General features: G+C 71.1%; 24 protein-coding genes. 9 read left to right on the top strand and 15 right to left on the bottom strand.

From position 1 onward, the window contains the following. Nucleotides 1-249, top strand: coding sequence for a molybdopterin converting factor subunit 1 (gene moaD / locus NYP07_RS05980; RefSeq protein ID WP_276596985.1), 249 nt, complete (start codon nucleotides 1-3; stop codon nucleotides 247-249). Nucleotide 250: 1 nt separating this feature from the next. Continuing rightward, nucleotides 251-616, top strand: coding sequence for an adenosylmethionine decarboxylase (gene speD / locus NYP07_RS05975; RefSeq protein WP_268148439.1), 366 nt, complete (start codon nucleotides 251-253; stop codon nucleotides 614-616). Here the strand turns inward: speD and NYP07_RS05970 are convergent. The 7 genes from NYP07_RS05970 to NYP07_RS05940 all read right to left on the bottom strand — a co-directional run bounded on the left by NYP07_RS05970 (nucleotide 606) and on the right by NYP07_RS05940 (nucleotide 8382). Further along, nucleotides 606-2165, bottom strand: a complete 1560-nt coding sequence (locus NYP07_RS05970) for an FAD-dependent oxidoreductase (RefSeq protein WP_268148437.1) — start codon at nucleotides 2163-2165, stop codon at nucleotides 606-608. The genes speD and NYP07_RS05970 overlap by 11 nt on opposite strands. After that, nucleotides 2147-3709: a polyamine aminopropyltransferase gene (locus NYP07_RS05965; RefSeq protein WP_268148435.1), complete on the bottom strand. Its 1563-nt coding sequence runs from the start codon at nucleotides 3707-3709 to the stop codon at nucleotides 2147-2149. Before NYP07_RS05965 ends, NYP07_RS05970 begins: the two co-directional genes overlap by 19 nt. A gap of 1 nt (nucleotide 3710) precedes the next feature. Continuing rightward, nucleotides 3711-4055 carry a YciI family protein gene (locus tag NYP07_RS05960; RefSeq protein WP_268148433.1) on the bottom strand — a complete coding sequence of 115 codons (345 nt, stop codon included), beginning with the start codon at nucleotides 4053-4055 and terminating at the stop codon, nucleotides 3711-3713. 6 nt (nucleotides 4056-4061) lie between these two features. Continuing rightward, complete coding sequence (locus tag NYP07_RS05955) at nucleotides 4062-5399, bottom strand: M48 family metallopeptidase (protein ID WP_268148431.1); 1338 nt, start codon at nucleotides 5397-5399, stop codon at nucleotides 4062-4064. A gap of 116 nt (nucleotides 5400-5515) precedes the next feature. Further along, the gene (locus NYP07_RS05950) at nucleotides 5516-5737 is read right to left on the bottom strand and encodes a DUF350 domain-containing protein (protein ID WP_268148429.1); all 222 of its coding nucleotides are present in this window, start codon (nucleotides 5735-5737) and stop codon (nucleotides 5516-5518) included. A gap of 22 nt (nucleotides 5738-5759) precedes the next feature. Then, nucleotides 5760-7358 (bottom strand): DUF4178 domain-containing protein, encoded by a 1599-nt coding sequence (locus NYP07_RS05945; RefSeq protein ID WP_268148427.1) that lies wholly within the window; start codon nucleotides 7356-7358, stop codon nucleotides 5760-5762. Next, nucleotides 7351-8382, bottom strand: coding sequence for an SPFH domain-containing protein (locus NYP07_RS05940; protein ID WP_268148425.1), 1032 nt, complete (start codon nucleotides 8380-8382; stop codon nucleotides 7351-7353). Before NYP07_RS05940 ends, NYP07_RS05945 begins: the two co-directional genes overlap by 8 nt. Nucleotides 8383-8494: 112 nt before the next feature. Between NYP07_RS05940 and NYP07_RS05935 the strand changes: the two genes are divergently transcribed. From NYP07_RS05935 to NYP07_RS05920, 4 genes are all read left to right on the top strand, one after another. Beyond that, on the top strand, nucleotides 8495-8968 hold the full coding sequence (locus NYP07_RS05935) for a molybdenum cofactor biosynthesis protein MoaE (protein ID WP_268148423.1): 474 nt from the start codon (nucleotides 8495-8497) through the stop codon (nucleotides 8966-8968). After that, a complete protein-coding gene (gene crcB, locus NYP07_RS05930; protein WP_268148421.1) occupies nucleotides 8965-9333 on the top strand; it encodes a fluoride efflux transporter CrcB in 369 nt (122 codons plus the stop codon). Before NYP07_RS05935 ends, crcB begins: the two co-directional genes overlap by 4 nt. A gap of 324 nt (nucleotides 9334-9657) precedes the next feature. Further along, nucleotides 9658-12249, top strand: a complete 2592-nt coding sequence (gene clpB / locus NYP07_RS05925) for an ATP-dependent chaperone ClpB (protein WP_268148419.1) — start codon at nucleotides 9658-9660, stop codon at nucleotides 12247-12249. Between the two features lie 25 nt (nucleotides 12250-12274). Continuing rightward, a complete protein-coding gene (locus tag NYP07_RS05920) occupies nucleotides 12275-13015 on the top strand; it encodes a substrate-binding periplasmic protein (protein ID WP_268148417.1) in 741 nt (246 codons plus the stop codon). Nucleotides 13016-13034: 19 nt separating this feature from the next. Here the strand turns inward: NYP07_RS05920 and NYP07_RS05915 are convergent, their stop codons facing one another. Both NYP07_RS05915 and NYP07_RS05910 read right to left on the bottom strand, forming a co-directional pair. Beyond that, nucleotides 13035-14024 carry a DUF2804 domain-containing protein gene (locus NYP07_RS05915; protein WP_268148415.1) on the bottom strand — a complete coding sequence of 330 codons (990 nt, stop codon included), beginning with the start codon at nucleotides 14022-14024 and terminating at the stop codon, nucleotides 13035-13037. Then, on the bottom strand, nucleotides 14021-15016 hold the full coding sequence (locus tag NYP07_RS05910; RefSeq protein WP_268148413.1) for an AraC family transcriptional regulator: 996 nt from the start codon (nucleotides 15014-15016) through the stop codon (nucleotides 14021-14023). Before NYP07_RS05910 ends, NYP07_RS05915 begins: the two co-directional genes overlap by 4 nt. Before the next feature lie 128 nt (nucleotides 15017-15144). Here NYP07_RS05910 and NYP07_RS05905 point away from each other — a divergent pair, with 128 nt between their 5' ends. Both NYP07_RS05905 and nadB read left to right on the top strand, forming a co-directional pair. Then, on the top strand, nucleotides 15145-16020 hold the full coding sequence (locus tag NYP07_RS05905) for a sterol desaturase family protein (RefSeq protein ID WP_268148411.1): 876 nt from the start codon (nucleotides 15145-15147) through the stop codon (nucleotides 16018-16020). A gap of 100 nt (nucleotides 16021-16120) precedes the next feature. Continuing rightward, nucleotides 16121-17737 (top strand): L-aspartate oxidase, encoded by a 1617-nt coding sequence (gene nadB / locus NYP07_RS05900; RefSeq protein WP_268148409.1) that lies wholly within the window; start codon nucleotides 16121-16123, stop codon nucleotides 17735-17737. Between the two features lie 3 nt (nucleotides 17738-17740). Here nadB and NYP07_RS05895 read toward each other — a convergent pair whose 3' ends face one another. From NYP07_RS05895 to NYP07_RS05870, 6 genes are read right to left on the bottom strand one after another with little or no spacing between them, the layout of a single operon-like run. Then, nucleotides 17741-18031, bottom strand: coding sequence for a late competence development ComFB family protein (locus NYP07_RS05895; protein ID WP_268148407.1), 291 nt, complete (start codon nucleotides 18029-18031; stop codon nucleotides 17741-17743). 42 nt (nucleotides 18032-18073) lie between these two features. Continuing rightward, the gene (gene nadA / locus NYP07_RS05890; protein ID WP_268148405.1) at nucleotides 18074-19174 is read right to left on the bottom strand and encodes a quinolinate synthase NadA; all 1101 of its coding nucleotides are present in this window, start codon (nucleotides 19172-19174) and stop codon (nucleotides 18074-18076) included. Nucleotides 19175-19213: 39 nt separating this feature from the next. Next, a complete protein-coding gene (locus NYP07_RS05885) occupies nucleotides 19214-20485 on the bottom strand; it encodes an alanine racemase (RefSeq protein WP_268148403.1) in 1272 nt (423 codons plus the stop codon). Then, nucleotides 20478-21884: a D-arabinono-1,4-lactone oxidase gene (locus NYP07_RS05880; protein ID WP_268148401.1), complete on the bottom strand. Its 1407-nt coding sequence runs from the start codon at nucleotides 21882-21884 to the stop codon at nucleotides 20478-20480. Before NYP07_RS05880 ends, NYP07_RS05885 begins: the two co-directional genes overlap by 8 nt. Continuing rightward, nucleotides 21881-22243 carry a c-type cytochrome gene (locus NYP07_RS05875; RefSeq protein WP_268148399.1) on the bottom strand — a complete coding sequence of 121 codons (363 nt, stop codon included), beginning with the start codon at nucleotides 22241-22243 and terminating at the stop codon, nucleotides 21881-21883. The genes NYP07_RS05880 and NYP07_RS05875 overlap by 4 nt, the downstream gene beginning before the upstream one ends. Then, nucleotides 22243-24657, bottom strand: coding sequence for a TonB-dependent receptor (locus tag NYP07_RS05870; protein WP_268148397.1), 2415 nt, complete (start codon nucleotides 24655-24657; stop codon nucleotides 22243-22245). The genes NYP07_RS05875 and NYP07_RS05870 overlap by 1 nt, the downstream gene beginning before the upstream one ends. Before the next feature lie 99 nt (nucleotides 24658-24756). On the opposite strand from NYP07_RS05870, the gene NYP07_RS05865 reads away from it, so the two are divergent. Beyond that, nucleotides 24757-25428, top strand: a complete 672-nt coding sequence (locus tag NYP07_RS05865; protein ID WP_268148395.1) for a TetR/AcrR family transcriptional regulator — start codon at nucleotides 24757-24759, stop codon at nucleotides 25426-25428. The last annotated feature ends 36 nt before the right edge of the window (nucleotides 25429-25464 follow it).

Here is a 25464-nt window from a genome sequence, read left to right as displayed (position 1 = left end):
ATGGTGAAGCTGCGCTTCTTCGCATCGCTGCGCGAGAAGCTGGGTGAGGGCGAGGCCCTGGCCCTGCCGGCCGGCAGCACGGTCGCCGCCGCACGCGAGGCGCTGCTGGCGCGCGGCGGCATCCATGCCGAAGCGCTGGCGCGCAACCGCGCCGTGCGTTCGGCGCTGAACCAGAAGATGTGCGCCGAGTCGGCCGTGCTGGCGGACGGCGACGAGCTGGCCTTCTTCCCTCCCGTGACCGGCGGCTGAGTTGCAGGGCCTGCACCTGACCGCCGACCTGCAAGGGGTCGACGCCGCGCTGGCGATCATGACCGACCCGGTCGCGCTGGGTGCGCTGTGCCGCGAGGCCGTCGCTGTCGCGGGCCTGCAGGGCGTGGCCGAACTGATGCACCGCTTCGGCCCGGCCGACGGGCAGGGCGGCATCACCGGTGTCGTGCTGCTGGCGGAGTCCCACCTGGCCGTGCACACCTGGCCGGAGCTGGGTGCGGTCACGCTGGACGTCTATGTCTGCAATTACGGCGGCGACAACAGCGACAAGGCCAGGGCCTTGCTCGATGCGTTGATCCGCCATTTCGAGCCCGGCGAAGTCGGCCGCCAGCAGTTGCTCAGAGGCTGAGCCGCGCCGCCGCCTCGACGCCGGCCGTGTAGGCCTCCTCGAACACCGAATATCCGCCCAAGTCGCCGTGCGCGAACACGACGCGGCCGCGCTGCGCGTTCAGCGCGGCCAGCTCGGCCGAGCTGCGCAGGCCCGGCGTCGGGATGCTCATCGCATGGCCGAAGCGGCAGAGCTCGATGCGCTCCAGCTTGCCCGGCAGGTCGGGGTGGATGCGGGCCAGCTCGCTGACGGCGCGGCGGGCCCAGGTCGTCCACGGTGCGCCGAGCAGCGTGGCGCGCTCGGCCTGGGGCAGGGCCAGGTAGGCGGTCAGCAGCGGCGGGCGGGGCGTCGGGTCCAGGTCCTGGTGGCGGGCATCCACATAGCCCAGGGCCTCGGAGCCGTAGCGCACGTTGTCCCAGGACGGCGGCGCGCCGGGGCGGTCCAGCAGGCGTTCGCGCAGGCTCAGGTTGGCGGTCAGCCAGGGCGCGTGGGCCTGCTTCAGCGTGCGCAGCGCATCGGGCGGCGAGGCCAGCAGCCGGGCCGAGACGAACAGCGGCGTGGCCATGACGACGGCGCGGGCGGCCCAGCGCTCGGGCGCGCCGGCGGCCTCGTTCCAGGCCAGCAGCTCGATGCCGTCGCGCGTCTCGCCCACGCGCAGCACGGTGCGGCCGAGGTGGATGCGTTCGCGCAGCGGCGCGGCAAGCCGGGCGGACAGCCAGCCATTGCCTTCGGGCCAGGTCAGCACGGGCTCGCGCTCGGCGGTCTCATCGCCCGGCGCGTGGAAGCCGTGGCGGCTCGCGAAGTAGTGGATGCCGGCCCAGGCGGACACGGTGGCGGCCGGGGCGCCGAAGTCGTCGCGGCAGCAGTAGTCGAGATACCAGCGCAGTCGGGCGTCGGTCAGCCCGTTCGCGTCCAGCCAGGCGGCGAAGGTCTGGGCGTCCAGCGCCGCATGGGCGGCCGTCCAGTGCGCGCGGTGGCTGGGCATCGCGAAGCCGACCTCGCGCTGGGCCTGGGCGACGAGGGCGGCGAAGCGCCGGTACTGGGCCAGCGAGGCCGCGCCGTCGGGCGGCGGCAGCAGGCCGTCGATCCAGGCGCCGTCGATGAAGAGGCGTTCCTGCGGGCTGTGGCAGAGGTGGCGCTCGTCCCAGACCGTGCGGCCGAACTGTTCGCGGGCCAGGCCGAGATCGTGCAGCAGCTCGCCAACCTCGCGGGCCTCGGGGCCGGGCAGCGGCAGATAGTGGGCGCCGAGGGGGCAGGGCGAGCCGGCAAGGCTGTGGCCGCGGCTGTTGCCACCGGCCTGGTCCTCGAGGTCGAGCAGCGCGAGGTCGTCGATGCCCTGGCTGGCGAGGGCGCGTGTGCAGGCCAGGCCGGCGATGCCGCTGCCGACGATGAGGATGCCGGCTGTCTTCGGCGGCCCATCGGGGCGCGGCAGTTCGCTACCGCGCAGCCGGTGGCCGCGCTCGGGATGGGTGCCGACCCAGCCGCCCTGCAGCGGCGGCGCTTCGGGCGTGCAGCCCGCCAGCGCGGCGAGCCCGATCAGCTCGCGGCGCCTCAATGCACGGCCCCCCATTCTTCCTCGAAGGTCTGCACCAGCACCTGGTTGGAAAGCCGGTTCACGTCGGTCGGCACGCGCGCCATGTCGGGCGGGAAGTCCAGCAGCGCCGGCAGGCTCGGCACGCTGACGAAGCGCAGGCCGGGCGGGAACTGGGTCGGCCGCCGGAACGGCCGGCGCGAGGCCAGCACGAAGCCCCATTCGCCGAAGCTGGGCACATGGGCATGGTAGGGCGTCGTCGTCAGGCCGACGGCCTCCAGCGTCGTCACGACGGTCCAGAAGCTGCGCCGCGCGATCAGCGGCGACGTGGTCTGCACGACGGCATAGCCGGCAGCAGCAAGGTGCTGGTCGACGAGCTCGTAGAAGCTGGCCGTGTAGAGCTTGCCCAGCGCGAAGTTGGACGGGTCGGGGAAGTCGATGACGATGACGTCGAAGCTGTCCTTCTGCTGCTCCAGCCAGCCGAAGGCGTCCGCGTTGACGATGCGCAGCTTGGGCGATGACAGCGAGTGGTCGTTCAGTGCGGCGAGCTTGGGCGTGTCGCGGAACAGCGTCGTCATCAGCGGGTCCAGCTCGACTAGGGTGACGTGCTCGACGCTGGCGTACTTCAGGATCTCGCGCACCGCCATGCCGTCGCCGCCGCCCAGCACCAGCACGCGCTTTGGCGCGCCGTGCGCGGCCATGGCCGGCTGGACAAGCGCTTCGTGGTAACGGTATTCATCCTTGGAATGGAACTGCAGATTGCCGTTCAGGAACAGCCGCGTGCCGGCGCGGCCGTCGGTGACGACGATGCGCTGGTAGGGGCTGCTCTGCTTGAAGACGATGTGCTCGCCGTAGAAGCGCTCCTCGGCCCAGCTCGTCAGATGCTCGGCGCCCAGCAGCGCGGCGAGCAGCAGCAGGCCCGACAGCAGGCAGGCCGCCGCATGCGCCTGGTGCAAGCGCAGCTCGGCGCGGAACAGCCACAGCGCCCAGACGGCAACGACCACGTTGAGCAGGCCGAAGGCGATGCCGGTGCGCACCAGGCCGAGCTGGGGCACCAGCACGAGGGGGAAGGCCAGGGCCACGAGCAGGGCGCCGAGGTAGTCGAAGGTCAGCACCTGCGAGACCAGGTCCTTCAGGCCGTAGCGGGCGCTGAAGTGGTGCTTCAGGATGCGCATGACGAGGGGGATCTCCAGCCCCACCAGCGTGCCGACGAGCAGCACCAGCCCATAGAGCAGCACGCGGAAGGCCGTGCCCTCGCCGGGCGGCAGCAGGCTGTGCACTGCGAACAGCGCCGCCGGCATCAGCCCGCCGACGACGCCGACGAGCAGCTCGACCTGCAGGAAGACGCCGACGAGCTGGCGCTCGACGAAGCGCGACAGCCAGGAGCCCAGGCCCATCGCGAACAGGTAGACGCCGATGACGGTGGAGAACTGCAGCACCGAGTCGCCGAGCAGATAGCTTGCGAGCGCGCCCGCGGCCAACTCGTAGACCAGGCCGCAGGCGGCGATGACGAAGACGCTGGCAAGCAGCAGCACCTCCGCCAGGCTGGGGCGGCGGTGCTCGGCGTGCGGGGGCGTGCTCACCTTAGAAACTCACCGGCTGGGGCAAAGCCTTGCTCCAGTGATAGATGTCCCAGCCGGCGCGCAGGCCGCCGGTGGTGAAGGGATCGGTGGCGATCAGCGCCTCGACGGCGGCCTTGTCCGCCGCGCGCACGACCCAGAGCGCGCCGATCGGTGTCGCCTCGGGCGACTCGCGCAGCGAGCCCGCCACGCGCAGTTGCTCGCCCTGCGCGGCCACCCATTCGAGATGGGCCTGCAGCAGCGCGCGGCGCAGTTCGCCGGCACCGGGCTTGTCGTGCAGGCGCACGGCGAACAGCGTCCAGTCCTCGTGGGCGTTGGTGGTCAGGGCGGCGAAATCGTGTTGGCTCACAGCTTCTTAGGGTGTGCCCATCGCCTCGCGCCAGCGCATCGCGTCGTGGATGCGGTGGCGGGTGCTCGGGTGGTGGAAGAAGACGAATTCCTCGATGGGGCCGGGGTCGGCCTTGCGGTATTCCACCAGACGCAGCTGGCCCTCGGCGAAGCCGTGCGGCTCGCGCGACAGGTTCAGGCCGAACTTGTCCGCCTCGGCCTCCAGCACGCGGGTGATGCTGTTGTTGACCGGCGTCGCCAGCGCGAGGAAGACCGAGAACACGGCGGCCAGCATCGGCAGGCCGGCCACGTCGTCGATGCGGCTGACGCCGGTCGCGCCGGCAAAGCGCCGCAGCAGCCGGGTCATGGCCCATTGCACGAGGGCGAAGCCGACGAAGAGCAGCGGCGTCAGCAGGGCCAGGGTCTTGCCGATGTGGTTCATCACGTAGTGGCCGAGCTCGTGGCCCATGACGGCGCGGATCTCGGGCTCCGACGTGCGGCGCAGCAGGTTGTCGTTCAGGCGCACGGCGGCCGTGCCGAACAGGCCGGCCACGTTGGCGCTGATGCGCGTCGTCTGGCGCGAGGCGTCGAAGACGTAGACGTTGTCCACCGGCACGCCGTCGGCATGGGCCATCTGCAGCACGGCCGACTTGATCGGGCCGTCCTCGACGGGCTTGTAGGTGTTGAAGAGGGGCTCGATCAGCACCGGCGAAATCGCGACGATGACGGCGAGCATGGCCATGCCGGCGGCCGTGCCCCAGATCCACCAGCGCGCACCGGCGCGGCGGATGACGGCATACAGGCCGGCGACGACCAGGGCGAGCAGCACCATGTTGACGGCCTGCATCAGCAGCGCCTCGCCCAGCCAGGCGACGAAGGTCTGCGTCGACATGCCGTAGGCCTGCTCGCGCCACCAGTCCGCGTAGATGGACAGCGGCAGCGTCAGCAGCGCCGACACGCCGCCATAGGCGGCGCCGAACAGCATGTCGCGCCGCACCGGGCCGCGGCCGAAGCGCTGGGCCCAGTCGCGCAGCCGCGCCGCACGCCGGCCGGCCATCAGCACGGCCGCGACGGCCAGGCCGGCCAGCAGATTCCACAGCTGCAGCCAGTAGCCGCCGGTGTAGTAGGCGTCGGACTTGGCGACCACGTCGGTCGGCAGCCGGTCCATATAGGCCTGGGTCGCGGCGTCGGCGTCGCGGGGCAGGGCGGCCCGCCAGGCGTCGTCGACGGGGCGGATCTTGAAGCCCGAGGCCTGGGCCGTCGCGTCGGCCTTCTGAGCCTGGGTCTGCGTGGGCTCCGCGGCGCGGGCCAGTGTCAGGCCGAGGCCGAGCGTCAGTGCGGCGACCATGGTCAGCCATCTCTTCATGGGGGTCTCCTGGTGTTGAAGCGGCGCGATTGTGGTGACGCCGCTCACCGCCGGAGACCCGGTGCGACGGGCTGCATGCCGCAAGGGATGGGCGGCGTCAACGCCCGATGGCCGGCTCAACCATGGATGGCCGCTGCGACGATATTGCCGATGGACAGGCACATCGCGCCGACGACGATGGCCAGGGCCACGTTCTTGCGCTCGACCAGCTCCTCCCACAGCTTGTAGGGCGTGATCAGGTCGACGATGAGGAAGGCGACCCAGAAGATGACGACGCCGATGACGGCATACATCGTCGAGCCGAGGACGATTTCGGGCTTGAGCCAGTCGAGGGTCATGGTGTTCTCCTGGGAGGTCGCGTCACTTGTGGCCGCCGCCACCGCTGCTGTAGCCGCCGTAGCTGCCGCCGCCGGTGCCGACATAGACGCCGCTGCCGCGCGAGCTGGCGCGGCACTGGCGGTATTCGTTGCTGTTCTCGCCGAAGCTGTCCTTGTACTGCTGGCAGTCGTCGCCGGAGCAGGCGCGCAGCAGCGCGAACAGCAGCACGATGAGGAAGAGGCCGACGACGATGTTGCGCAGCAGGTTGCCGCCGCCGCTCCTGAAGGCCGACGCGTCGCGCGAGAACTGCGCGGCCGGCGCGCTCAGCCCGAAGGCCCTCTGCACCGTCTCCGCCGGCAGTGGGCGGCCGCCGCTCCAGGTGATCTCGGGGCCCTGCTGCTCGCGGCTCAGCAGGTACTGGCCGTCGGGCGTGATGAAGTCGGCGACCTGGACGCGGTCGTCCAGCCGCACGGGCCAGTAGAACTCGCCCAGCACATGCGTCGTCTTGGCGCCATAGACCCAGCGCTGGCCATAGCTGCGGCCCTGCCAGGCCACGCCGCCGCGCGCCGGCGCGGGGGCGCCCGTCAGCGTGCGCACCAGGCTCCAGCCTTCGCGGGTGTCGACGAGGAAGGCGAAGCCCGCCAGGCGGTTGTAGAGCAGGTATTCGCGCCAGAAGCTCTGCTCGTCCTCGGCGCTCTCGGGGATGTCGCAGCGCTCCTGGTAGCCGACGACGGTCCAGGGCAGGGGCTTGTCGCCGTCGAAGGCCAGCGTGCCGGTGTGGCCGAGCGGGATCAGCGGCGGCAGGACGGGGCTCTGCGCGATGAAGCCGAGGGCCTTGGCATCGCCCGAACTTTCAAATCCAGGCAGGTCGACGACGGCATGGCACTGCGCGCAGACCATGCTCTTGGTCTGCGCCAGCTTGGGCGTCAGCGGCGCGCCGCAGTTCGGGCAGGCGATGCTGCGGCCGGTGAACTTCGCCTCGGCGACGGACTCGCCCTCGGCCGTCGTGCGCAGGCCCTGCAGCGCCAGTTCGGCCAGCTGCACGGCGCGGCCGACGGACCAGACTGGCGGTCCGGCCTCGGCGTACTCCAGCGTGCCGACTTCGCCCTGCGCATTGCGGACCTCGACGACGCGGCCGGCGCGCGGCGGCCGTGGCAGCTCACCCTCGGCCGCGCGCAGGGCTGCGTCGACGACGGCGGCCACCTGCCAGCGCTGGCCGGCCACGGTCAGCGGCAGGCCGACGCCGGGGGCCTCGGGCGGCCGCTCGGCCAGCGGCGCTTCCAGGCTGATGACGAACTGGCCGTTGTCCTCGCTGAGCCAGGCGATGCGCGTCGCGTCGCCGCCGGTGTCGAACAGCAGATGCCATTCGTTCCAGTTGCCCAGCTCGGAGCCACGCTGCATGCGGCCGACGACGCTGAAGCCGGCGCCCATCCAGCGCCCGGTGCTGCCTAGCTGCAGCGGCGAATAGTCTTCGAAGATCTCGGCGCTCTGGCCGATGCGGCTCAGCGTGTCGCCGCTGCGCAGCAGCGTGCTGCGGCAGAAGCCGCAGACGGCGCTGGCAGAGGCCGCACTGGCGAACTCGACCGGCGCGCCGCAGTTGGGGCAGGCGGCGCGCCAGCGGCGCTGGGCTTGTTCAGCCAAGTTTCTTGAGGAGGTCGGCCTTCTTGGCGGCGAATTCCTCGTCGGTCAGGATGCCCTTGGCCTTGAGGTCGCCGAGCTTTTCCAGCAGGGCCACGATGTCGTCGGGCCGGCTGGCGGTCGGGGCGGGTGCCGCGGCGCCGACACCGGCCAGGCCCTGGCCCAGCGTCTGCGCCAGCGTCTGGCCCAGGGCCACGCCGGCACCCAGGCCCACGGCCTCGCCGGCAATGCCGCTGCCACCTGCCCCAACGCCCTTGGCCATCTCGGGCAGGGCTTGGGCGGCCTGGTACTGCATGAACTGGCCCATGTTCTGGCCGATGATGCCCATGCCGATGCGCTGGTCGAGGATCTTCTGCAGCTCCTCGGGCAGCGACACGTTCTGCATCGTCACCGACAGCAGCTCCAGGCCCAGGGCCTGGAAGGCCGGCGCGGTGGCGTTCTTCAGCGCGGCGGCGAACTCGACCTGGTTGGCGGCCAGGTCCAGGAAGGGCGTGCCGCTGCTGGCGACGGCGTCGCTGATGTGCTGCAGCATCAGGCCGCGCAGCTGGCCGTCCAGGTCGGCCACCGTGTAGCGCTCGCGCGTGCCGGAGATCTGGCTGTGGAAGGCCTTGGCGTCCTGGATGCGGTAGGCGTAGTTGCCGAAGGCGCGCAGGCGCACGGCGCCGAAGTCCTTGTCGCGGATGGCGACCGGCTGGCTGGTGCCCCAGCGCTGGTCGATCTGCTGGCGCGTGCTGAAGAAGTAGACGTCGCTCTTGAAGGGCGACTCGAACAGCTTGTCCCAGTTTTTCAGATAGGTCAGCACCGGCAGCGTCTGCGTCGTCAGCCGGTGCGTGCCGGGGCCGAAGACGTCGGCGACCTGGCCTTCGTTGACGAAGACGGCGACCTGGGACTCGCGCACGACGAGCTGGCCGCCGTTCTGGATTTCCATGTCGGCCATCGGGAAGCGCCAGGCCAGCGTGCCGTCGCCATCCTCCGTCCACTGGATGATGTCGATGAATTGTTTCTTGATGAAATCCATCAGAGCCATGTCGTGTCCTGCGTGCGGTCGGGAGAAACAGCGGCAAGTATCCGGCGGCGGCCGGCCGTTGCTCCCCCCAAACAGGTGAATCTCACCGCGCGCCGAGGCGAGAATCTGTGCCATGCCCAGAGTTTTCATCCAGGCCGGGGACTTTGACCTCGGCGCCGAAACCCATGCCCTGCGCGCCGAGGACGGCGGCGTGGGCGCCGTCGTCGCCTTCGTCGGCACCGTGCGCGAGCACGACAGCGGCGCGGCCGTGTCGGCGATGGAGCTGGAGCACTACCCTGGCATGACCGAGGCCGCCATCGAGGCCATGGTGGACGCGGCCTTCGCCCGCTTCGACATCCGCGCCGCCCGCGTCATCCACCGCGTCGGCCTGCTGCAGGCGCGCGACCAGATCGTGCTCGTGCTGGTGACCAGCGCCCACCGTGGACAGGCCTTCCAGGCCTGCGAATTCCTGATGGACTACTTGAAGACCCAGGCGCCGTTCTGGAAGAAGGAGCACACGCCGGACGGCGCCCACTGGGTGGACGCCCGCGTGGCCGACGACGAGGCGCTGGCGCGCTGGGGCGTTGCCGGCGGGAACGCGGCATGAACGCGCTGGCCGTTTCGATCGGCGCCGCGCTGGGCGCGCTGGCGCGCTGGCAGGCCGGCGTGATGTTCAACGCCCGTTGGGTGGCCGGTTTTCCGCTCGGCACGCTGCTGGTCAATCTCGTCGGCGGCCTGCTGATCGGCGTGGCGCTGGAATGGTTTGGCCGCCAGCCCAATGAGGTGATGAAGCTGCTGGCCGTGACCGGTTTCCTCGGCGGGCTGACGACCTTCTCGGCCTTTTCAGGCGAATCGCTGACCCTGCTGCGCCATGGCAACTTCGGCATGGCGCTGGCCCACACGATGGCCCATGTGCTGGGCTCCTTGTTCGCCGCTTGGCTGGGGATGAGGGTGGTTCAGGCCTTGATCTAGGGCCTGCTGACGCCATGGCAATGGGGCGCGAAGGCCCGCCGCCAGGAGCCAATCAAGGCGCGGCGCGCCGCCCGCACTAACGTGCGGGCCAGCGGCGCAACGCCGAGTGGCCCCTGGCGGCGGGCCTTCCCTTCGGGTTGTGACCAGAAAGGCCGCAGGCCGCGTTGCAAATCCTCGCCGGGCGAGAGCCCGGCTTGCGGTTTGCGCCTTGCCTGCGGCCTTTCTGGTCACAACGCGCCCCATTGCCATGGCGTCAGCAGGCCCACAACTTGAAAAGCGCTGAAAGGCGCCCACTTGGCTTCGCAACCGGAGGAATCACCGATCATGCGTGCCGACAAGTTCACCACCCGCTTCCAGGAGGCCCTGGGCGAGGCCCAGGGCCTGGCGCTGGGCCGCGACAACCCCTACATCGAGCCCGCCCACGTGCTGGCGGCCATGCTGGCCCAGGACGACGGGCCGCGCGCGCTGCTGGAGCGCGCCGGCGTCAAGGTGCCGGCGCTGAAGGCGGCGCTGGACGGCCTGATCGCCGGTCTGCCCCAGGTCAGCGGCGACGGCCAGCAGGTGCAGGCCGGGCGCGACCTGGTGGCGCTGCTGCAGGCCGCCGAGAAGGAAGCCAACAGGCAGGGCGACCAGTTCATCGCCAGCGAGATGTTCCTGCTCGCGCTGGCCGATGCGAAGACCGACCTGGCGGGCGTGGCCCGCGGCCACGGCCTGAACCGCAAGGCGCTTGAAGCCGCCATCCAGGCGGTGCGCGGCGGCCAGAAGGTCGACTCGGCCGAGGCCGAGGGCCAGCGCGAGGCGCTGAAGAAGTACACGCTGGACCTGACCGAGCGCGCCCGCCTCGGCAAGCTCGACCCCGTCATCGGCCGCGACGAGGAAATCCGCCGCGCCATCCAGGTGCTGCAGCGCCGCAGCAAGAACAACCCCGTGCTGATCGGCGAGCCCGGCGTCGGCAAGACGGCCATCGTCGAGGGCCTGGCCCAGCGCATCGTCAACGGCGAGGTGCCCGACTCCCTGCGCAACAAGCGCGTGCTGGTGCTGGACATGGCCCTGCTGCTGGCCGGCGCCAAATACCGCGGCGATTTCGAGGAGCGCCTCAAGGGCGTGCTGAAGGAAGTGGCCCAGGATGAGGGTCAGACCATCCTCTTCATCGACGAGATCCACACGATGGTCGGCGCCGGCAAGGCCGAGGGCGCCATCGACGCCGGCAACATGCTCAAGCCGGCGCTGGCGCGCGGTGAGTTGCACTGCATCGGCGCGACGACGCTGGACGAATACCGCAAATACGTCGAGAAGGACGCGGCGCTGGAGCGGCGCTTCCAGAAGGTGCTGGTCGACGAGCCCAGCGTGGAGGCGACCATCGCCATCCTGCGCGGCCTGCAGGAGAAGTACGAGGTCCACCATGGCGTCGAGATCACCGACCCGGCCATCGTCGCCGCGGCCGAGCTGAGCCACCGCTACATCACCGACCGCTTCCTGCCCGACAAGGCCATCGACCTCATCGACGAGGCCGCCGCCAAGATCAAGATCGAGATCGACTCCAAGCCCGAGGCGATGGACCGCCTCGACCGCCGCATGATCCAGCTCAAGATCGAGCGCGAGGCGGTGCGCAAGGAGAAGGACGAGGGCTCGCTCAAGCGCTTCGCGCTGATCGAGGACGAGTTGCTGAAGCTGCAGCGCGAGTACGACGACCTGGAGGAAATCTGGACCGCCGAGAAGGCGCAGGCCCAGGGCTCGGCCCACGTCAAGGAAGAGATCGACCGCATCCGCCAGCAGATCGAGGAACTCAAGCGCAAGGGCGATTTCAACAAGGTCGCCGAGTTGCAGTACGGCCGCCTGCCCGAGCTGGAGAAGCAGCTCAAGGAAGCCCAGGCCAAGGAGGCCGGCAAGGCCGGCACCAACAAGCCGCAGCTGCTGCGCACGCTGGTCGGCGCCGAGGAGATCGCCGAGGTCGTGGCGCGCGCCACCGGCATCCCGGTGGCCAAGCTGATGCAGGGCGAGCGCGAGAAGCTGCTGCAGATGGAAGCCAGGCTGCACGAGCGCGTCGTCGGCCAGGACGAGGCCATCCAGGCCGTGTCCGACGCGATCCGCCGCTCGCGTGCGGGCTTGAGCGACCCGAACCGGCCGCTCGGCTCATTCCTGTTCCTCGGCCCCACCGGCGTCGGCAAGACCGAGCTGTGCAAGGCGCTGGCCGGCTTCCTGTTCGACAGCGAAGACCATATGGTGCGCATCGACATGAGCGAGTTCATGGAGAAGCACTCGGTCAGCCGGCTGATCGGCGCGCCTCCGGGCTATGTCGGCTACGAGGAGGGCGGCACGCTGACCGAAGCCGTGCGCCGCAAGCCCTACTCGGTGCTGCTGCTCGACGAGGTCGAGAAGGCGCATCCGGACGTGTTCAACGTGCTCTTGCAGGTGCTGGACGATGGCCGCCTGACCGACGGCCAGGGCCGCACCGTGGACTTCAAGAACACCGTCATCGTGATGACGTCCAACCTCGGCTCGCAGCACATCATGGCGCTGTCCGGCGAGAGCGACGAGGTCATCCGCCAGGCCGTGTGGGGCGAGGTCAAGAGCCACTTCCGGCCCGAGTTCCTGAACCGCATCGACGAGACCGTCATCTTCCACGCGCTGGGTGCCGATCACATCAAGTCCATCGCGAAGATCCAGCTGCGCCAGCTGGAGGCGCGCCTGGACAAGCTGGAGATGAAGCTGGATGTGTCCGACGCGGCGCTGGACGAACTCGCCAAGGTCGGCTTCGACCCGGTGTTCGGCGCGCGGCCGTTGAAGCGGGCCATCCAGCAGCGTGTCGAGAACCCGCTGTCCAGGCTGATCCTGGAAGGCAGGTTCGGCCCGAAGGACGTGATCCCGGTCAACGTCGAAGGCGGCGAGTTCTCGTTCGGCCGGGTCGTGCACTGAAGCCGCGCGACGGTAGAGTTCGGGAATGGCGAGCCCGCTCCTGACTCGACGGCAGTGTTGCATCGCGGGCGCCCTGGGCTTGGCCTCGGGCGCCCGCGCTTCTGATGTCGGTGGTGCCGACGCGAACATCCGCATCTCCACGCTGGCTCTCGAATCCGACCCCACCAGCCAGCTCGCGGCCAAGGTGATGCTGGAGGCCTACCGGCGGCTGGGCATGGAGATGGATATCGTGTCCATGCCGGGCGAGCGCACGCTGGTCAGCGCCAACGCGGGCGAGACCGATGGCGAGCTGTATCGCAAGGCCGGCCTCGAGAAGACCTACCCCAACCTCGTCATGGTCCCCGTGCCGGTGGCGAGCTACGAGGTGGTCGCCTTCGTGCCCCGGCATTCGGTGGTCACCGTCAGCGGCTGGGCCTCGCTGCGGGTGCTGCGGATCGGGTTCGTCAAGGGCATCAAGGTCGTCGAGGAGAACACCGTGGGCATGCAGGTGCTGCCGGTGGCCAGCCTCCAGCAGGCCTTCGCGATGCTGGACAAGGGCCGTGTCGACGTGGTGCTGGCCAACCGCATTTCGGGCCTGGCGGCGCTGCGCTCGATGAAGCTGGGCGGCATCGAGCCGCGACCGCAGCCGCTTGCATTTTTTTCGGTCTACCACTACCTCCACGTCAGCCGCCAGGCCCTGGTGCCGAGGCTGGGCCAGGTGCTGCAGGACATGACGCGGGAGCGCTGGATACAGCACGCCCAGGACGAGATCCTGAGCCAATACTGAACGCCCCGGGGAGGGCGGGCTACCACCTGGAATGGTGGTCCTCCGTCACGCCGAGCAGGTCGCGCACCTCGCGCAGCGGCGCACCCGACGCCGCGCGCACCGTGCCCGCAAAGCTGCCGACGGGCTGCACATAGCGGCTGGCCGCGAAGCCGAGGTTGCGGTTCTCGGCGCGTGCGCCTTCGGGCGTGAAGACGAGGTCGAGCAGCCCGTCCTCGGTGCGGACATGCCAGGGCTTCATCGGCTGCGCGGCGTCGAAATCGAAATGCGCCGGGCCCAGGCTGATGGGCCGGCCGTCCAGCCACAGCACGTTCTCCTGTCCGCCGAAATAGCCCTGCTGCAGGTTGAAGCCCAGGTCCGGCCGGTGCGCGCTGGCCCAGCGCCAGGCGGTGTCGCGGGCCAGCAGGCCGTTGGACGCGTCGACGGCCGCCCAGGCCTCGTCCAGCTCGAAGCGCCGGCCCTCGGCCTCGGCCCAGCCGCGCACGGCGAGGGCGCTGGTCTTCTGCGTCGCGTGGGCGATGCCGCCGGCTATCGCGCCGATGGCCAGCAGCGGCGGTGCCATCGCCGCCAGGTCCAGCCGGGCCTCGATGCGCAGCGGGCGCGTGCGCACCTGCAGCAGCAGGCTGTCGTCGGCCAGGTGGCGCAGATCCAGCCGTGCGCCGGGGCCGCGGAACCAGGCATGGGCCTGGGCCAGCGGCGCGTCGGACACGCGGGCCTGCAGGCCAGGCAGGCCGTCCTGGCTCCAGTCGGCCAGCAGGTGGCGGCGCTGGCGGTCGAAGAGGTAGGCGAAGGCCGTGCAGGTCCAGCCGACGTCGACGATGGCGAGGCCGATGAAGACGCGCTCGTCGCCCAGGCCAACGTAGTGCCAGCGCTTGTGGTGCAGGCGCCGCCACAGCCAGGAGCGGTGCTCGGTGAGGCCGCTCCAATCGAAGCGGGCGATGCGGCCGGCGTAGCGGCCGTGGGCGGGCTGGCCGTCGTGGCGGACGATGGAGTCTGGAAACACGAGGTTCATGGGGTCGGGCGCTGCTGCTGCCTGCGCCATTGAAGGGGCGCCTGCCCGGTCCACTGCCGGAAGGCGCGCGTGAAGGCGCTCTGTTCGGAATAGCCGAGCAGCAGGGCCACCTCGGCCAGCTCGACCTTGGGGTCGCGCAAATAGGCTTCGGCCAGCTGCTGGCGGGTCTGCGACAGCAGGACCTGGAAGCCGTGGCCCTGCTCGGTCACGCGCCGCTGCAGGCTGCGCGGGCTCATCTGCAGGCTGTGCGCCAGGTCGGGCAGCGAGGTGCGGCCGGAGCGGATCAGGCCGACCAGCGCCTGGCGCCAGACGCCCACCGGCCCGCTCACGGCGGCCACCTGCTGCAGCAGCCGCTCGGCCTGCTCGTCGAGCAGCGCGAGCAGGGCGGCGTCGGCGCCGCGCAGCGGCAGGGCCAGGTCGCGCGCGGCCAGCACGACGCGCGTGGCCGGCTGGTCGAAGCGCACCCGGCCGCCGAAGAAGTCCTCGTAGGGCCGCAGGTCGGCCGGGCGGCGGTTGACGAAGTCCACGGCCAGCGCGCGCAGCGGCTTGGCCGTCAGCTCGCGCGTCAGCTGCACCAAGGCCGCGATGGCGGTTTCGTCCACCAGCGCGCCAGGCCGGCCGCGCTCCACGCCCCACTCGATGCACAGGCCCTCGGCGCAGGGCCGCAGCTGGGCGACGTTGGCGTCATAGACCGAGCGGTGGTGGCGCTCCAGCCGCATCAGCGCTTCGGCCAGCGTGCCGCAGGCCAGCGCCGCGAAGCCGACGACGCCGAAATGCCGCGGCGCGATGCCGCGCGCCAGCCGCAGCGCGAACGTGGCCCTGGGGCCGGGGTCCAGCGCGCGGGCCTGCTCCAGCAGGGCCTGCCAGCGCCGCATCGCGACGAAGCCCTCGCTGGGCGCGGGCGGCGCGCCCAGCGCGTCGGCACGGCCCAGCGCGGCCATGTGCTCGAAGAGCAGCTGGACATAGCTGGCGACGACGCGGGTCTCATCCATCGGACGCGCATGATGCGGCAGCGCCTCGCGCGTCCTCCTGCGGGATCACCCCAGCGCTGGCGCGATTTGTCAAAAACCCGGGTTGCGCCGTCAAGATGCGGCGGCGGTTTGGGGTCAAGATGGCGTCCATGGACTGGCTGCTCGACCTCTACCAACGCCACTTCGACTGGCGCGACCTGACGCTCGTCATGCTGTCGCCCGTCTTCGGCATCTTCATCGCGATGGAGGCCTGGCGCTTCCGCAAGACCGGCGTGTTCGACCTCTGGGACAGCTTCGACAGCATGAACAGCGGCGGCAGCTACCTCGTCACCGATTTGATCCTGCTCGTCGTCCTCGTGCTGCCGGCGATGGGCTGGGTCTACGACCACCGGCTGTTCACGGTCGAGGTCACGCCGCTGCGCTTCGTCGGCCTGTTCCTGTTCGTGGAGTTCCTGTACTACGGGTTTCATCGCGGCAGCCACCGCATCCGCTGGTTCTGGTGTGCCCACGTCGTGCACCACGGCTCGGAGAAGATGAACTTCGGCACGGCGCTGCGCCAGAGCTGGTTCTATCCGATCGCCGGCAACTGGCTGTTCTATCTGCCGGCCGTGTGGCTGGGCTTCGAGCCGCGCTGGGTGCTGTTCGCGCTGTCGCTGAACCTGGGCTACCAGTTCTTCGTCCACACGACCTGGGTGGACCGTATGCCGGCCTGGTTCGAGTTCGTCTTCAACACGCCCTCGCACCACCGCGCCCATCACGGCCGCAACCCTCAGTACATCGACAGGAACTTCGGCGGCACGCTGATCGTCTTCGACCGGCTGTTCGGCAGCTTCGTGCCCGAGCAGGAGCCGGTGGACTACGGCCTGGAGCATCCCTTCCCGACCCACAACCTGTTCTGGCTCAACGCCCACGAGTGGCGCGCGATGTTCCGCGACATGGCCCGGGAGAAGACCTGGGGCCTGCGCCTGGCCCATCTGTGGAGGCCGCCGGAGTGGCGGCGCCACGGGAACGGGTTTCAGGGCTGAGCCGTCCCCACCGCCGGCGGACGGCGCGTAGCCTGGGTCGCCCGCTTGGCAATCCTCGTGCCGCGGCGCCCGGCCCGGCGCTGCGGGACAATGCCCCGCCATGACTGCTGCCCCCCAGGACGACGCACCCGTCGTCATCATCGGCGCCGGCCTTGCCGGACTCACCGTGGCCCTGCACCTGGCCGACACCGTGCCCGTTGTCGTGCTCGCCAAGCGCGAACTGACCGAGGCCGCCACCGCCTGGGCCCAGGGCGGCATCGTCGGCGTGCTCGGCAGCGACGACTCCATCGACAGCCATGTGCGCGACACCCAGGACGCCGGTGCCGGCCTCGTCGACGAAGCCACGGCCCGCTTCATCGCCGAGCGCAGCGCGGCGGCCGTGGGCTGGCTGGTCGGCCAGGGCGTGCCCTTCACGCCCGATGACGACGGCCCGCTGGGCCTGCACCTGACGCGCGAGGGCGGCCACGCGGTGCGCCGCATCGCCCACGCGGCCGACGCGACCGGCAAGGCCATCCACGACCAGCTGCTGGCCGCGGCCCGACAACATCCGAACATCGTTTTACGCGAGCGCTGGATGGCGCTGGACCTCATCACGTCGCGGCACGTGCAGCGCGACGAGCCGCCGCGGGTCTATGGCGTCTATGCGCTGGACATCGACGCCCAGCGCGTCGAGACGCTGGCCGCGCGCGCCGTCGTGCTGGCCACCGGCGGCGCCGGCAAGGTCTACCGCTACACGACCAACCCCGACACCTCCACCGGCGACGGCATCGCGATGGCCTGGCGGGCCGGCTGCCGGGTCGCGAACATGGAGTTCATCCAGTTCCACCCGACCTGCCTTTATGTGCCCAATGCCCACCCGCAGGACCGCGGCTTCCTGATCACCGAAGCGCTGCGCGGCGAGGGCGGCCACCTGAAGCTGCCGGACGGCACGCGCTTCATGGCCGCGCACGACGAGCGCATGGAGCTGGCGCCGCGCGACATCGTGGCCCGCGCGATCGACTTCGAGATGAAGAAGCACGGCCTGGACTACGTGCTGCTGGACGCGACCCACCTGGGCGAGGCCTTCCTCGTCGAGCATTTCCCGACCATCCACGCGCGCTGCCTGAAGCTCGGCATCGACATCGCCAGGCAGCCCATCCCTGTCGTGCCGGCCGTGCACTTCACCTGCGGCGGCGCGGTGACCGACCTCAGCGGCCGCTGCGACCTGCCGGGCCTCTACGCGGTCGGCGAGACCGGCTACACCGGCCTGCACGGCGCCAACCGGCTGGCCAGCAACTCGCTGCTGGAGTGCGTCGTGCTCGGCCAGACCTGCGCGGCCGACATCCTCGGCCAGCCCGTGCAGGAGGCCGCGCCGCTGCCGGCCTGGGACGAGAGCCAGGTCGAGAACGCCGACGAGCAGGTCGTCATCGCCCACAACTGGGACGAGCTGCGTCTGCTGATGTGGAACTACGTCGGCATCGTGCGCACGACCAAGCGCCTGGAGCGGGCCCTGCACCGCATCAAGCTGCTGCGTGGCGAGATCGACGACTACTACGGCAGCTTCCGCGTCACGCGCGACCTGCTGGAGCTGCGCAACCTCGTCGACTGCGCGGAGCTGATCGTCCGCTCGGCGCTGATGCGCCACGAGAGCCGCGGCCTGCACTACAGCCGCGACTACCCGCAGACGTTGCCGGTGAGCTTCCCGACGGTGCTGATCAGCAAGAGAAGGCGCCGCTGACGCTTACTTGCGCGCCCTCAGCGCCGTGCGGGCCTGCACGAAGTTGAACGCATAGCTGACCGCCTCGCCGATGGCGTTGTCGATCTCCAGGCGCTCGTGCTCGGTCAGGTAGAAGCTGAAGTCCACCTCGTGGCGGATGTAGCGCGGCGGCAGGCGGTTCAGCGCCACGCAGGCGACGTCGCAGAGTAGGTCGTTGCTGGCCGCGATCTCGGGGAAGTCCTTGGACGCGTCCAGCACCGCCGCGAAGACTTCGCGCTCGTGGTGGTTGTAGAGGGAGCTGAAGTCGGCATTCATGGCGGCAGGCCTCGCGGATGTGGATGCCGAGTTATAGCGCGATCAGGCAGCGCCGATGCCCGGGGTCATGCCGGTTGCGGCAGTCTTTCTCGCGGCGACGAAATCCAGCATCCGCGTGATGCAGCCCTCGGCCTTCACGCGGATGGGCTCGTCGACGTGGATCTCGGGCTGGCCGCTCTCCAGGCAATCGACGAGGTTGGCCAGGCCGTTCATCGCCATCCAGGGGCAGTGGGCGCAGCTCTTGCACGTCGCGCTGTTGCCGGCCGTGGGCGCCTCGATCAGCGTCTTGTGCGGCGCCAGCTGGCGCATGCGGTGCAGGATGCCGTTGTCGGTGGCGACGATGTACTCCTGCGCCTTGCCCTCGACGACGGCCTTGATCAGCGCCGAGGTCGAGCCGACGACATCGGCCTGCTCGACGACGCTCTTGGGCGACTCCGGGTGCACGAGAATCAGTGCGCCGGGGTGCTGCTCGCGCAGCAGCTGCAGCTCCAGGCCCTTGAACTCGTCGTGCACGATGCAGGCGCCGTTCCACACAGCCAAGTCGGCGCCGGTCTGCTCCTGGATGTAGCGGCCCAGGTGGCGGTCGGGCGCCCACAGGATCTTCTGGCCGCGGGCGTGCAGGTCGGCCACGATCTCCAGCGCGCAGGAACTGGTCACCATCCAGTCGGCGCGGGCCTTCACGGCGGCGCTGGTGTTGGCGTAGACGACGACCTGGCGGTCCGGGTGAGCGTCGCAGAAAGCGGCGAAGTCGTCGGCCGGGCAGCCCAGGTCCAGCGAGCAGGTGGCGTCCAGGTCGGGCATCAGCACGCGCTTCTCGGGGCTGAGGATCTTGGCCGTCTCGCCCATGAAGCGCACGCCGGCCACGACCAGGGTCTGCGCGGCGTGGTCGCGGCCGAAGCGGGCCATCTCCAGCGAGTCGGCGACGCAGCCGCCGGTGGCCAGGGCCAGGTCCTGCAGCGCGCCGTCGACGTAGTAGTGGGCGACGAGGACGGCGTTGTGGGCCTTGAGCAGCGCCGCGGCGCGCTCGGCCAGGGCCTGGCGCTGCGGCGGCGTGAGCGGCGCCGGGGCCTTGGCCCAGGCGTGCGCGGTGGAGCAGGTGCCGGCGGCGTCCTGGCGGGTGTAGTCGAACAGGGTCTGATCCATGGCCGGCATTGTCGGGCTTCCGCCAATGCCCGACAGTGTCTAGGCCGAAGCCGGCAGCACCGGCCAGCTGCCGCTGATGTGCTCGCCGTCGAACAGCAGCAGCTCGCCGAACTGCAGCAGCACGGCCTCGCTCTGCCGGGGGCGGAAGAACACGGGGTCGTCGGGCTTCAGCTCGACGCGCTCCGAGGCCACCATCACCTGCTGGTTGCTGGATGGCCCGTAGAGGCCGCTGGGCTGGATGCCGGGCGGCGAGACCGGGTCGGCCAGCCAGTGCCCGCCGTGGATGGCGAAGCCGCGCGCCTGGTTGCGGTCCCAGGCCTGGGCGGCGCGCGACAGCCAGGTCGCGCCCTCGGGCAGCCGAAAGCGCGGCCAGCTCTTCAGCACCGGCGTGGCGATGAAGGCGGCGGGCTGCAGGTCGGCCAGCAGCGGCTTCTCGAAGTCCAGCGGCAGCAGCACGGCCGAGCCGACCGAGACCTCGTTGGCCAGGCCCTTGCCGTCGTGCAGGCGGAAGGTGGGCGAGCCCGCGGTGTTCAGCGTCAGGGCCTCGCGCTGCTGCGGGCCGAGCGCGGCCTCGGCGGCGGCCCAGGCGGCGCGCCAGCGGCGCTGCGATTCGTCCCAGGCGGTGGCGCGCATGCCCGGCAGGTCGGGCAGGGCGGCGACGTGGGCGTCGTAGCCCATGAAGCCGCGCCATTGCAGCGGCTGCCCGCCCCGCAGGCTGGCCAGCGCCCGGCCCAGCGCGTCGACGTCCTCGAAGCCGCCGCGGTGCAGGCCCACGTCGATCTCGAAGTTGATGCGCAGCGGCTGGCCGCGGTGCTCGGCGAGCTGGCGGTACTGGGCCAGGCGCTCGGGCGTGTCGACCAGCCATTCGATGCCGCGGCCCAGCTCGGGCGGCAGCGCATCCAGCACCTGGGCCGCGGCGGCCACGGGCAGCGGCTTGCCGAGCAGCGCCTGGGCCGCCGGGCGCGCGGCGAGCAGCTGCTGCAGCTGCGCGGCGTTGAAGGCCATCACGCGCGGGCTGTTCCAGGCGCGGGCCAGCTCGTCCATCAGCGGCAGGCTGGGCAGGCTCTTCAGCACGGCGCGCAACGGCATGCCGGTGCGGGCCGTGTGCCGGCCGATGGCCGCGAGGTTGGCGCGCAGCCGCGGCAGGTCGACGACCATGCGCGCCTGCGCGATGCCGGCTTCGCGCAGCGCGCGGCCAAGGCGTTCGAAATAGGCCGGGTGCGGCCCGCCCTGTTCGGCCGGCCGGGCCAGCAGGGCGGCAACGGGTGCGGCGATGGCGGCGCCGAGCAGCAGGCGACGTCGGCTAGGCATGCTGGCCTCCGAAGAGTTTGGCGAGATGGGGGTTGAGCAGGCGGCCGTCGGGGTCCAGCCGGCGGCGCAGGGCCTGGAAGTCGGCAAAGCGCGGGTAGAGGGCCTGCAGCTGCGGCGCGGCCAGGTCGTGCAGCTTGCCCCAGTGCGGCCGGCCGCCGTGGCGGCGGAACACCGGGCCGAGGTCGTTGACAAGGTAGTCGTAGGCCTCGCCCTGCAGCGCATGGCAGGCCACCGAGCAGCTGTCGCGTCCGTGGAAGGGGCTGAGCCAGGCGGAGTCGCCCTTGACGAAGCGGAACTCGATGGGGAAGAACACCTCGTTGCGCTTCTCCAGCGTCTGCACGATCTCGCGCAGGCAGGGCAGCCCCGCCTCGCGCGGCAGGTGGTATTCGCTTTCGTTGAAGCGCGTCGGGCGCACGCTGCTGAGCAGCCGCCACGACCAGTCGAGTGCCTGCTCGGGCTGGGAGCGGCCGACGAGCCTGGCGGCCGTCCAGCGCCGCAGCTCGGGCCAGCGGCCCAGCCAGTCGCGCAGCTTGCGCAGGTCGGCCAGCACGTTCTCGTCGGCCGACGCCGGGTGCTCGGGCGCGCCGGGCGCCACCTCCGTGTGCGTGATGGCGGCGCCGTGGCCGGTGAAGGGCAGCACATACATCTCGAAGTGCCGGTGCCTGCGCGCCAGTTCGGGCGCCTGCTCCAGCAGTTCGTCGGTGGGCGCGATCCACACATGGCGGCGCAGCATGTAGCGCGGGCGGATGGCCAGCGTGTACTCGGTGACGACGCCCAACGCGCCGAGCGAGACCTGGGCGGCGGCGAGCAGCTCGGGGTTGCGGTCGGGCCCGATCTCCAGCACCTCGCCGGCCGGCGTGACCAGGCGCAGCCCCAGCACATGGGCGTGCAGCGCGGGCAGCTCGGCGCCGGTGCCGTGGGTGCCGGTGGCCAGCGCGCCGGCCAGGCTCTGTACGTCGATGTCGGGCTGGTTGTGCAGGGCCAGGCCCTCGGCGTCGAGCAGCCGGGCGAGCTGGCCCAGCCGGGTGCCGGCGCGCACCCTGATCTGGTTCCTGGCCTTGTCCACCGACACCAGGCCGCTGAGCTTGTCGAGCGCCACGAGGCTGCCGGGCGTCGGCACCAGGGCCGTGAAGGAGTGGCCGGCGCCGACGCAGCGCAGCGGCCCGGGGCTTTGCGGCAGCAGGCGGGCCAGCTCGGCCTCGTCGGCCGGCAGCAGCCACTGGCGTGGCGTGCAGCCGGCGCTGCCCGACCAGTTCTGCCAACTGCGGGCGGGCGCGTTGGCGGCCGGGGGCGCGGTGGTGGCGGCGCGGCCCTGGGCTTGGGTCTGGGCCTGGCCGGGCAGGTGGGCCGCCAGGCCCAGCGCCGCGGCGCCCTTGAGCAGATCCCTGCGTGGTGTCATGGTGTTGGTGGCGCCGGGGCGGCGCTCATGAAGAGGATGAGTTGGCGCAGGTCGGCGTCGCTGCAGTCGGCGCACAGGCCCATGGCCGGCATGCCGCCGATGCCGGTGCGGGCATTGCCGACCAGCGCGTCCAGGCCCTTGGCCAGGCGCGGCGCCCAGGCGGCCGGGTCGCCGGTGGCGGGCGCGCCGCTGTCGAGGCGGCCATGGCAGAGCAGGCAAGAGTGCTCGTAGGCGGCGGCCAGGCGGGCGTCGGCCGGCCGCAGGGCTTCGACGCTGGCGGCGGTGGGCGGTGCGGGCCGGTCGCCGCAGCCGGCCAGCAGGGCCAGCAGCGCCAGCAATGCCAGGCAGCAGGCCCGCATCAGTAGCTCGCCCGCAGTTCGAGCGAGGCGCTGCGGCCCGGGCTCAGCGTGGCATAGCCGCTGCCCATCGGGGCGGCCTCGTACCAGAGCTTCTCGACGTAGTGGCGGTTCTGCAGATTGGTCACCAGCAGGGCCAGGCCCCAGTTGCGCTCGGGGCTGTCCCAGCCCAGGCGGGCGTCGAGGCGGCTGCGCGGGCCGCCGACGCGGAAGTTCGGCGTGCTCAGGCATTGGCCCTGCACATAGGACTCGGGATTGCAGCGCTGGGCGCTCTGGTAGGCCGCCTGCAGGCTGGCGCCGGCGCGGCCGCCGAAGGCCGCGAAGCCGTAGTCCACGCCGACGCTGGCGCGGGCGCGCGGCGTGCCGACGGGCAGGCCGGCCAGGTCCTCGCCGCTGCTGGCGCGGCCGTGGCGATAGGTCTGGTCCAGCAGCTCCACGGTGCCGTTCAGGCGCAGCGCGGCGCTGGCCTGCCAGCGGGCCTCCAGGTCCAGGCCGCTGCCCTTCTGGTCGCTGATCGTGACCTGGTAGGACGGGATACCGCCCGGCGTGGAGGCCGGCACCAGCTGCAGCGTCTGCAGGTTGTCGAAGCGGTATTGGAACAGCGCGCCGGACCAGCTCAGGCCCTGGGCCGGCCACTGGCCCTTGAGGCCCAGCTCGACGTTGCCGACATGCTCGGGCTGGTAGCCGGAGGCGACCTGCAGGGTGTTGAAGCCGCCGGCCTGGTAGCCACGGGTCAGCGAGGCGTAGACCATCAGGTCGGGGCCGTAGCGATGGTCCAGCACGAGGCGGGGGCTGGTGTCGGTCCAGCGCTTGCGCACTTGCAGCGGCGCTCCGGACGCGCCCTGCGTGGCAATGAGGGCGTTCTGTCCCATGGCGCCGCGCAGCTGGTCGGCCTGGGCCTGGCTGATCGCGCCGGCGGCGACCAGGCCCGGGAACAGGCCGGCCGCGTCCAGGGCCTGGAGCTGGGCATCCAGCGCGCCGGCCGCGCGCAGCGGGTTGAACCAGCTGAAGGTCTTGTCGTCGCGGGTCAGGCGCAGGCCGGTGGTCAGGTTCGTGGACGGGGTCAGGTGCCAGATCACGTCGCCGAAGATGGCCTGGGCGCGGTTGTGCGCGACATTGCTCATGCGCTCCTGCCAGGGCAGGCCCAGCAGTTCGATACCGGGCACGCCGGCCGCCGCGACGAGCTGGTCCACCGCCGTGAACAGCGGCGCGCCGAGCAGGTTGCCGCTCAGCGTGTCGAGGCTGGTGGTGGTGGCGTCGACCAGGGCCGACTGCGCGGCGTGCTCGTCGTAGAAGCTGACGCCGGCCAGCCAGTTGGCCGCCGCCTGCTTAGCCGAAAGGCGGAACTCCTGCTGCAGGCTGTGGTTGCCCTCGACGTTGGTCGTCGCGAGGTAGAGGGCCGGGTTGTTGCTGCCGTCGTTGTCCTGGCGGTTGAGGCTGCTGAAGTGGCGGTAGGCCGTCGTCGACGTGAACTCGGCCCAGGGCAGGCTGTGTTCGATGCGCAGCGTGAGGCCGTCGTAGTCGCGCTTCTCGCGGTCCCCGGCCACGTCGTTGAGCAGCGGCGCGTGCCGCGGGTCGAGGTAGCTGCTGGGGTCGGCCGGGAAGGGCGGCGGCGTGCCCGCCGGCGTGGCCCTGACGAGGCCGAAGGCCGGCCGCGCGCGCTGGTCCAGCTTTTCGTGCTCGTAGCTCAGCAGGGCCTGGGTGGCCTCGCCCACCTGCAGGCGTAGCGCGAGGCGGGTGCCCCAGCTGTTGTCGCCGCCGGCACGCTGGCCGGTGGCGGCGTCGCGGAACTCGCCGTCGGTGCGCCGCGCGACGACGCTGGCGCGCAGGGCCAGGTTCTCGCCCAGCGGCTGGTTGACGATGGCCTCGGCCTGGCGCAGGCCGTGCTCGCCCAGGCGCAGCAGGCCGCTGGCGCTGGTGCGGAACTCCGGCTCCTGCGTCACGACGGCGATGGCGCCGCCCGCGCTGTTGCGGCCGAACAGCGTGCCCTGCGGGCCCTTCAGCACCTCGACGCGCTTGACGTCGTTGAAGTTCAGCAGCGCGCCGCCGGTCTTGCCGGTGTAGACGCCGTCGACGTAGATGCCCACCGGCGAGTCGGTGCCGATGCCGAAGTCCGAGGTGCCGATGCCGCGCAGCGACATGCGCGGCTGCGTGGGCTGGTTGGCGTCCACGTCCAGGCCCGGGATGTGGGCGTTGAGGTCGCCGAGGTTGGACGCGCCGAGCTTGCGCACCTGGTCCGCGCCCAGCACCTGGATGGCGATGGGAACCGACTGCAGCTGCTGGGTGCGCCCCTGGCCGGTGACGATCACCGCATCCAGCTGCTGGGGCGCGTCGCCCGCCGAGGTCTGGGCCTGGGCGCACAGGGCCAGCGCGGACAAGGCGATCGCGCTGCGGCGCGGACTGCAGGGTCGGTTCATGGGAGTCTCCTGGGTTGTCGATTTAATATAGCTATGACTATATTTTTGCTGGCGCGCCTCTCCACTAGGAGAATCCCGGGCCAGCCTCTCGACCTGCCCATGACCCGAACCGCATCGCGAAAGCCCCGCCGGCCCGCCGCCGACCTGCCCGACGTGGCGCCCAAGAAGCTGCCGACGCAGTCGCGCGCCGTGGAGACCTACGAGCGCATCCTGGCGACGGCGGCCGAGCTGCTGGGGGAGGTCGGCATCGAGCGGCTGTCGACCAACCTGGTCTGCCGGCGCCTGGGGCTTTCTCCGCCGGCGCTCTACCAGTACTTCCCCAACAAGTACGCCATCCTTCACGAGCTGGGCCAGCGGCTGATGCAGCGCCAGAACGAGCTGCTCGGCCCCTGGGCCACGCCGGCCACGATGGCCCTGCCCGAGGCCGAGTTCGCCGCCAGCGTGGCCGAGGTCTTCCTGCAGACGCTGCGCGTGACGCAGGAGATGCCGGGCGGTGCCTGGATCACGCGGGCGCTGCGCGCCGTGCCTTCATTGCAGGAGGTCCGCAACCAGTCGCACGACCAGATGACCGAGCTGCTGATGCAGGTCTTCCACGCGGCCCATCCGGCGGCCGAGCCGGTGCGTGCGCGCCTCAGCGTGCGGCTCTACATCGACGCGCTCTACACCGCGCTGGAACTGCTGTTCGACGACCCCAGCCAGCCCGCCGAGGCGGTGGCGGCCACGATGGCCGACATGGTGGCGGGGCATTTCGTGCGTGTCCGAGCCACGTAGGGCCTGTTCACCCTACGGCCTGCTGCCGTAGGGTGA

This window comes from Pelomonas aquatica, from assembly GCF_026712205.1.
Classification (GTDB): Bacteria; Pseudomonadota; Gammaproteobacteria; order Burkholderiales; family Burkholderiaceae_C; genus Pelomonas; species Pelomonas aquatica.
The sequence above is the reverse complement of the archived record's forward strand: the minus strand, read 5'-3'. Positions and strand labels throughout refer to the sequence as shown.

Excerpts from the sequence above, each read along its gene's own strand:
- moaD (WP_276596985.1), top strand. The coding sequence starts at position 1 with ATGGTGAAGCTGCGCTTCTTCGCATCGCTGCGCGAGAAGCTGGGTGAG.
- NYP07_RS05970 (WP_268148437.1), bottom strand. The coding sequence starts at position 2,165 with ATGGGGGGCCGTGCATTGAGGCGCCGCGAGCTGATCGGGCTCGCCGCG.
- NYP07_RS05955 (WP_268148431.1), bottom strand. The coding sequence starts at position 5,399 with ATGAAGAGATGGCTGACCATGGTCGCCGCACTGACGCTCGGCCTCGGC.
- NYP07_RS05950 (WP_268148429.1), bottom strand. The coding sequence starts at position 5,737 with ATGACCCTCGACTGGCTCAAGCCCGAAATCGTCCTCGGCTCGACGATG.
- NYP07_RS05940 (WP_268148425.1), bottom strand. The coding sequence starts at position 8,382 with ATGGCTCTGATGGATTTCATCAAGAAACAATTCATCGACATCATCCAG.
- NYP07_RS05935 (WP_268148423.1), top strand. The coding sequence starts at position 8,495 with ATGCCCAGAGTTTTCATCCAGGCCGGGGACTTTGACCTCGGCGCCGAA.
- crcB (WP_268148421.1), top strand. The coding sequence starts at position 8,965 with ATGAACGCGCTGGCCGTTTCGATCGGCGCCGCGCTGGGCGCGCTGGCG.
- clpB (WP_268148419.1), top strand. The coding sequence starts at position 9,658 with ATGCGTGCCGACAAGTTCACCACCCGCTTCCAGGAGGCCCTGGGCGAG.
- NYP07_RS05920 (WP_268148417.1), top strand. The coding sequence starts at position 12,275 with ATGGCGAGCCCGCTCCTGACTCGACGGCAGTGTTGCATCGCGGGCGCC.
- NYP07_RS05915 (WP_268148415.1), bottom strand. The coding sequence starts at position 14,024 with ATGAACCTCGTGTTTCCAGACTCCATCGTCCGCCACGACGGCCAGCCC.
- NYP07_RS05910 (WP_268148413.1), bottom strand. The coding sequence starts at position 15,016 with ATGGATGAGACCCGCGTCGTCGCCAGCTATGTCCAGCTGCTCTTCGAG.
- NYP07_RS05905 (WP_268148411.1), top strand. The coding sequence starts at position 15,145 with ATGGACTGGCTGCTCGACCTCTACCAACGCCACTTCGACTGGCGCGAC.
- nadB (WP_268148409.1), top strand. The coding sequence starts at position 16,121 with ATGACTGCTGCCCCCCAGGACGACGCACCCGTCGTCATCATCGGCGCC.
- NYP07_RS05895 (WP_268148407.1), bottom strand. The coding sequence starts at position 18,031 with ATGAATGCCGACTTCAGCTCCCTCTACAACCACCACGAGCGCGAAGTC.
- nadA (WP_268148405.1), bottom strand. The coding sequence starts at position 19,174 with ATGGATCAGACCCTGTTCGACTACACCCGCCAGGACGCCGCCGGCACC.
- NYP07_RS05885 (WP_268148403.1), bottom strand. The coding sequence starts at position 20,485 with ATGCCTAGCCGACGTCGCCTGCTGCTCGGCGCCGCCATCGCCGCACCC.
- NYP07_RS05880 (WP_268148401.1), bottom strand. The coding sequence starts at position 21,884 with ATGACACCACGCAGGGATCTGCTCAAGGGCGCCGCGGCGCTGGGCCTG.
- NYP07_RS05875 (WP_268148399.1), bottom strand. The coding sequence starts at position 22,243 with ATGCGGGCCTGCTGCCTGGCATTGCTGGCGCTGCTGGCCCTGCTGGCC.
- NYP07_RS05870 (WP_268148397.1), bottom strand. The coding sequence starts at position 24,657 with ATGAACCGACCCTGCAGTCCGCGCCGCAGCGCGATCGCCTTGTCCGCG.
- NYP07_RS05865 (WP_268148395.1), top strand. The coding sequence starts at position 24,757 with ATGACCCGAACCGCATCGCGAAAGCCCCGCCGGCCCGCCGCCGACCTG.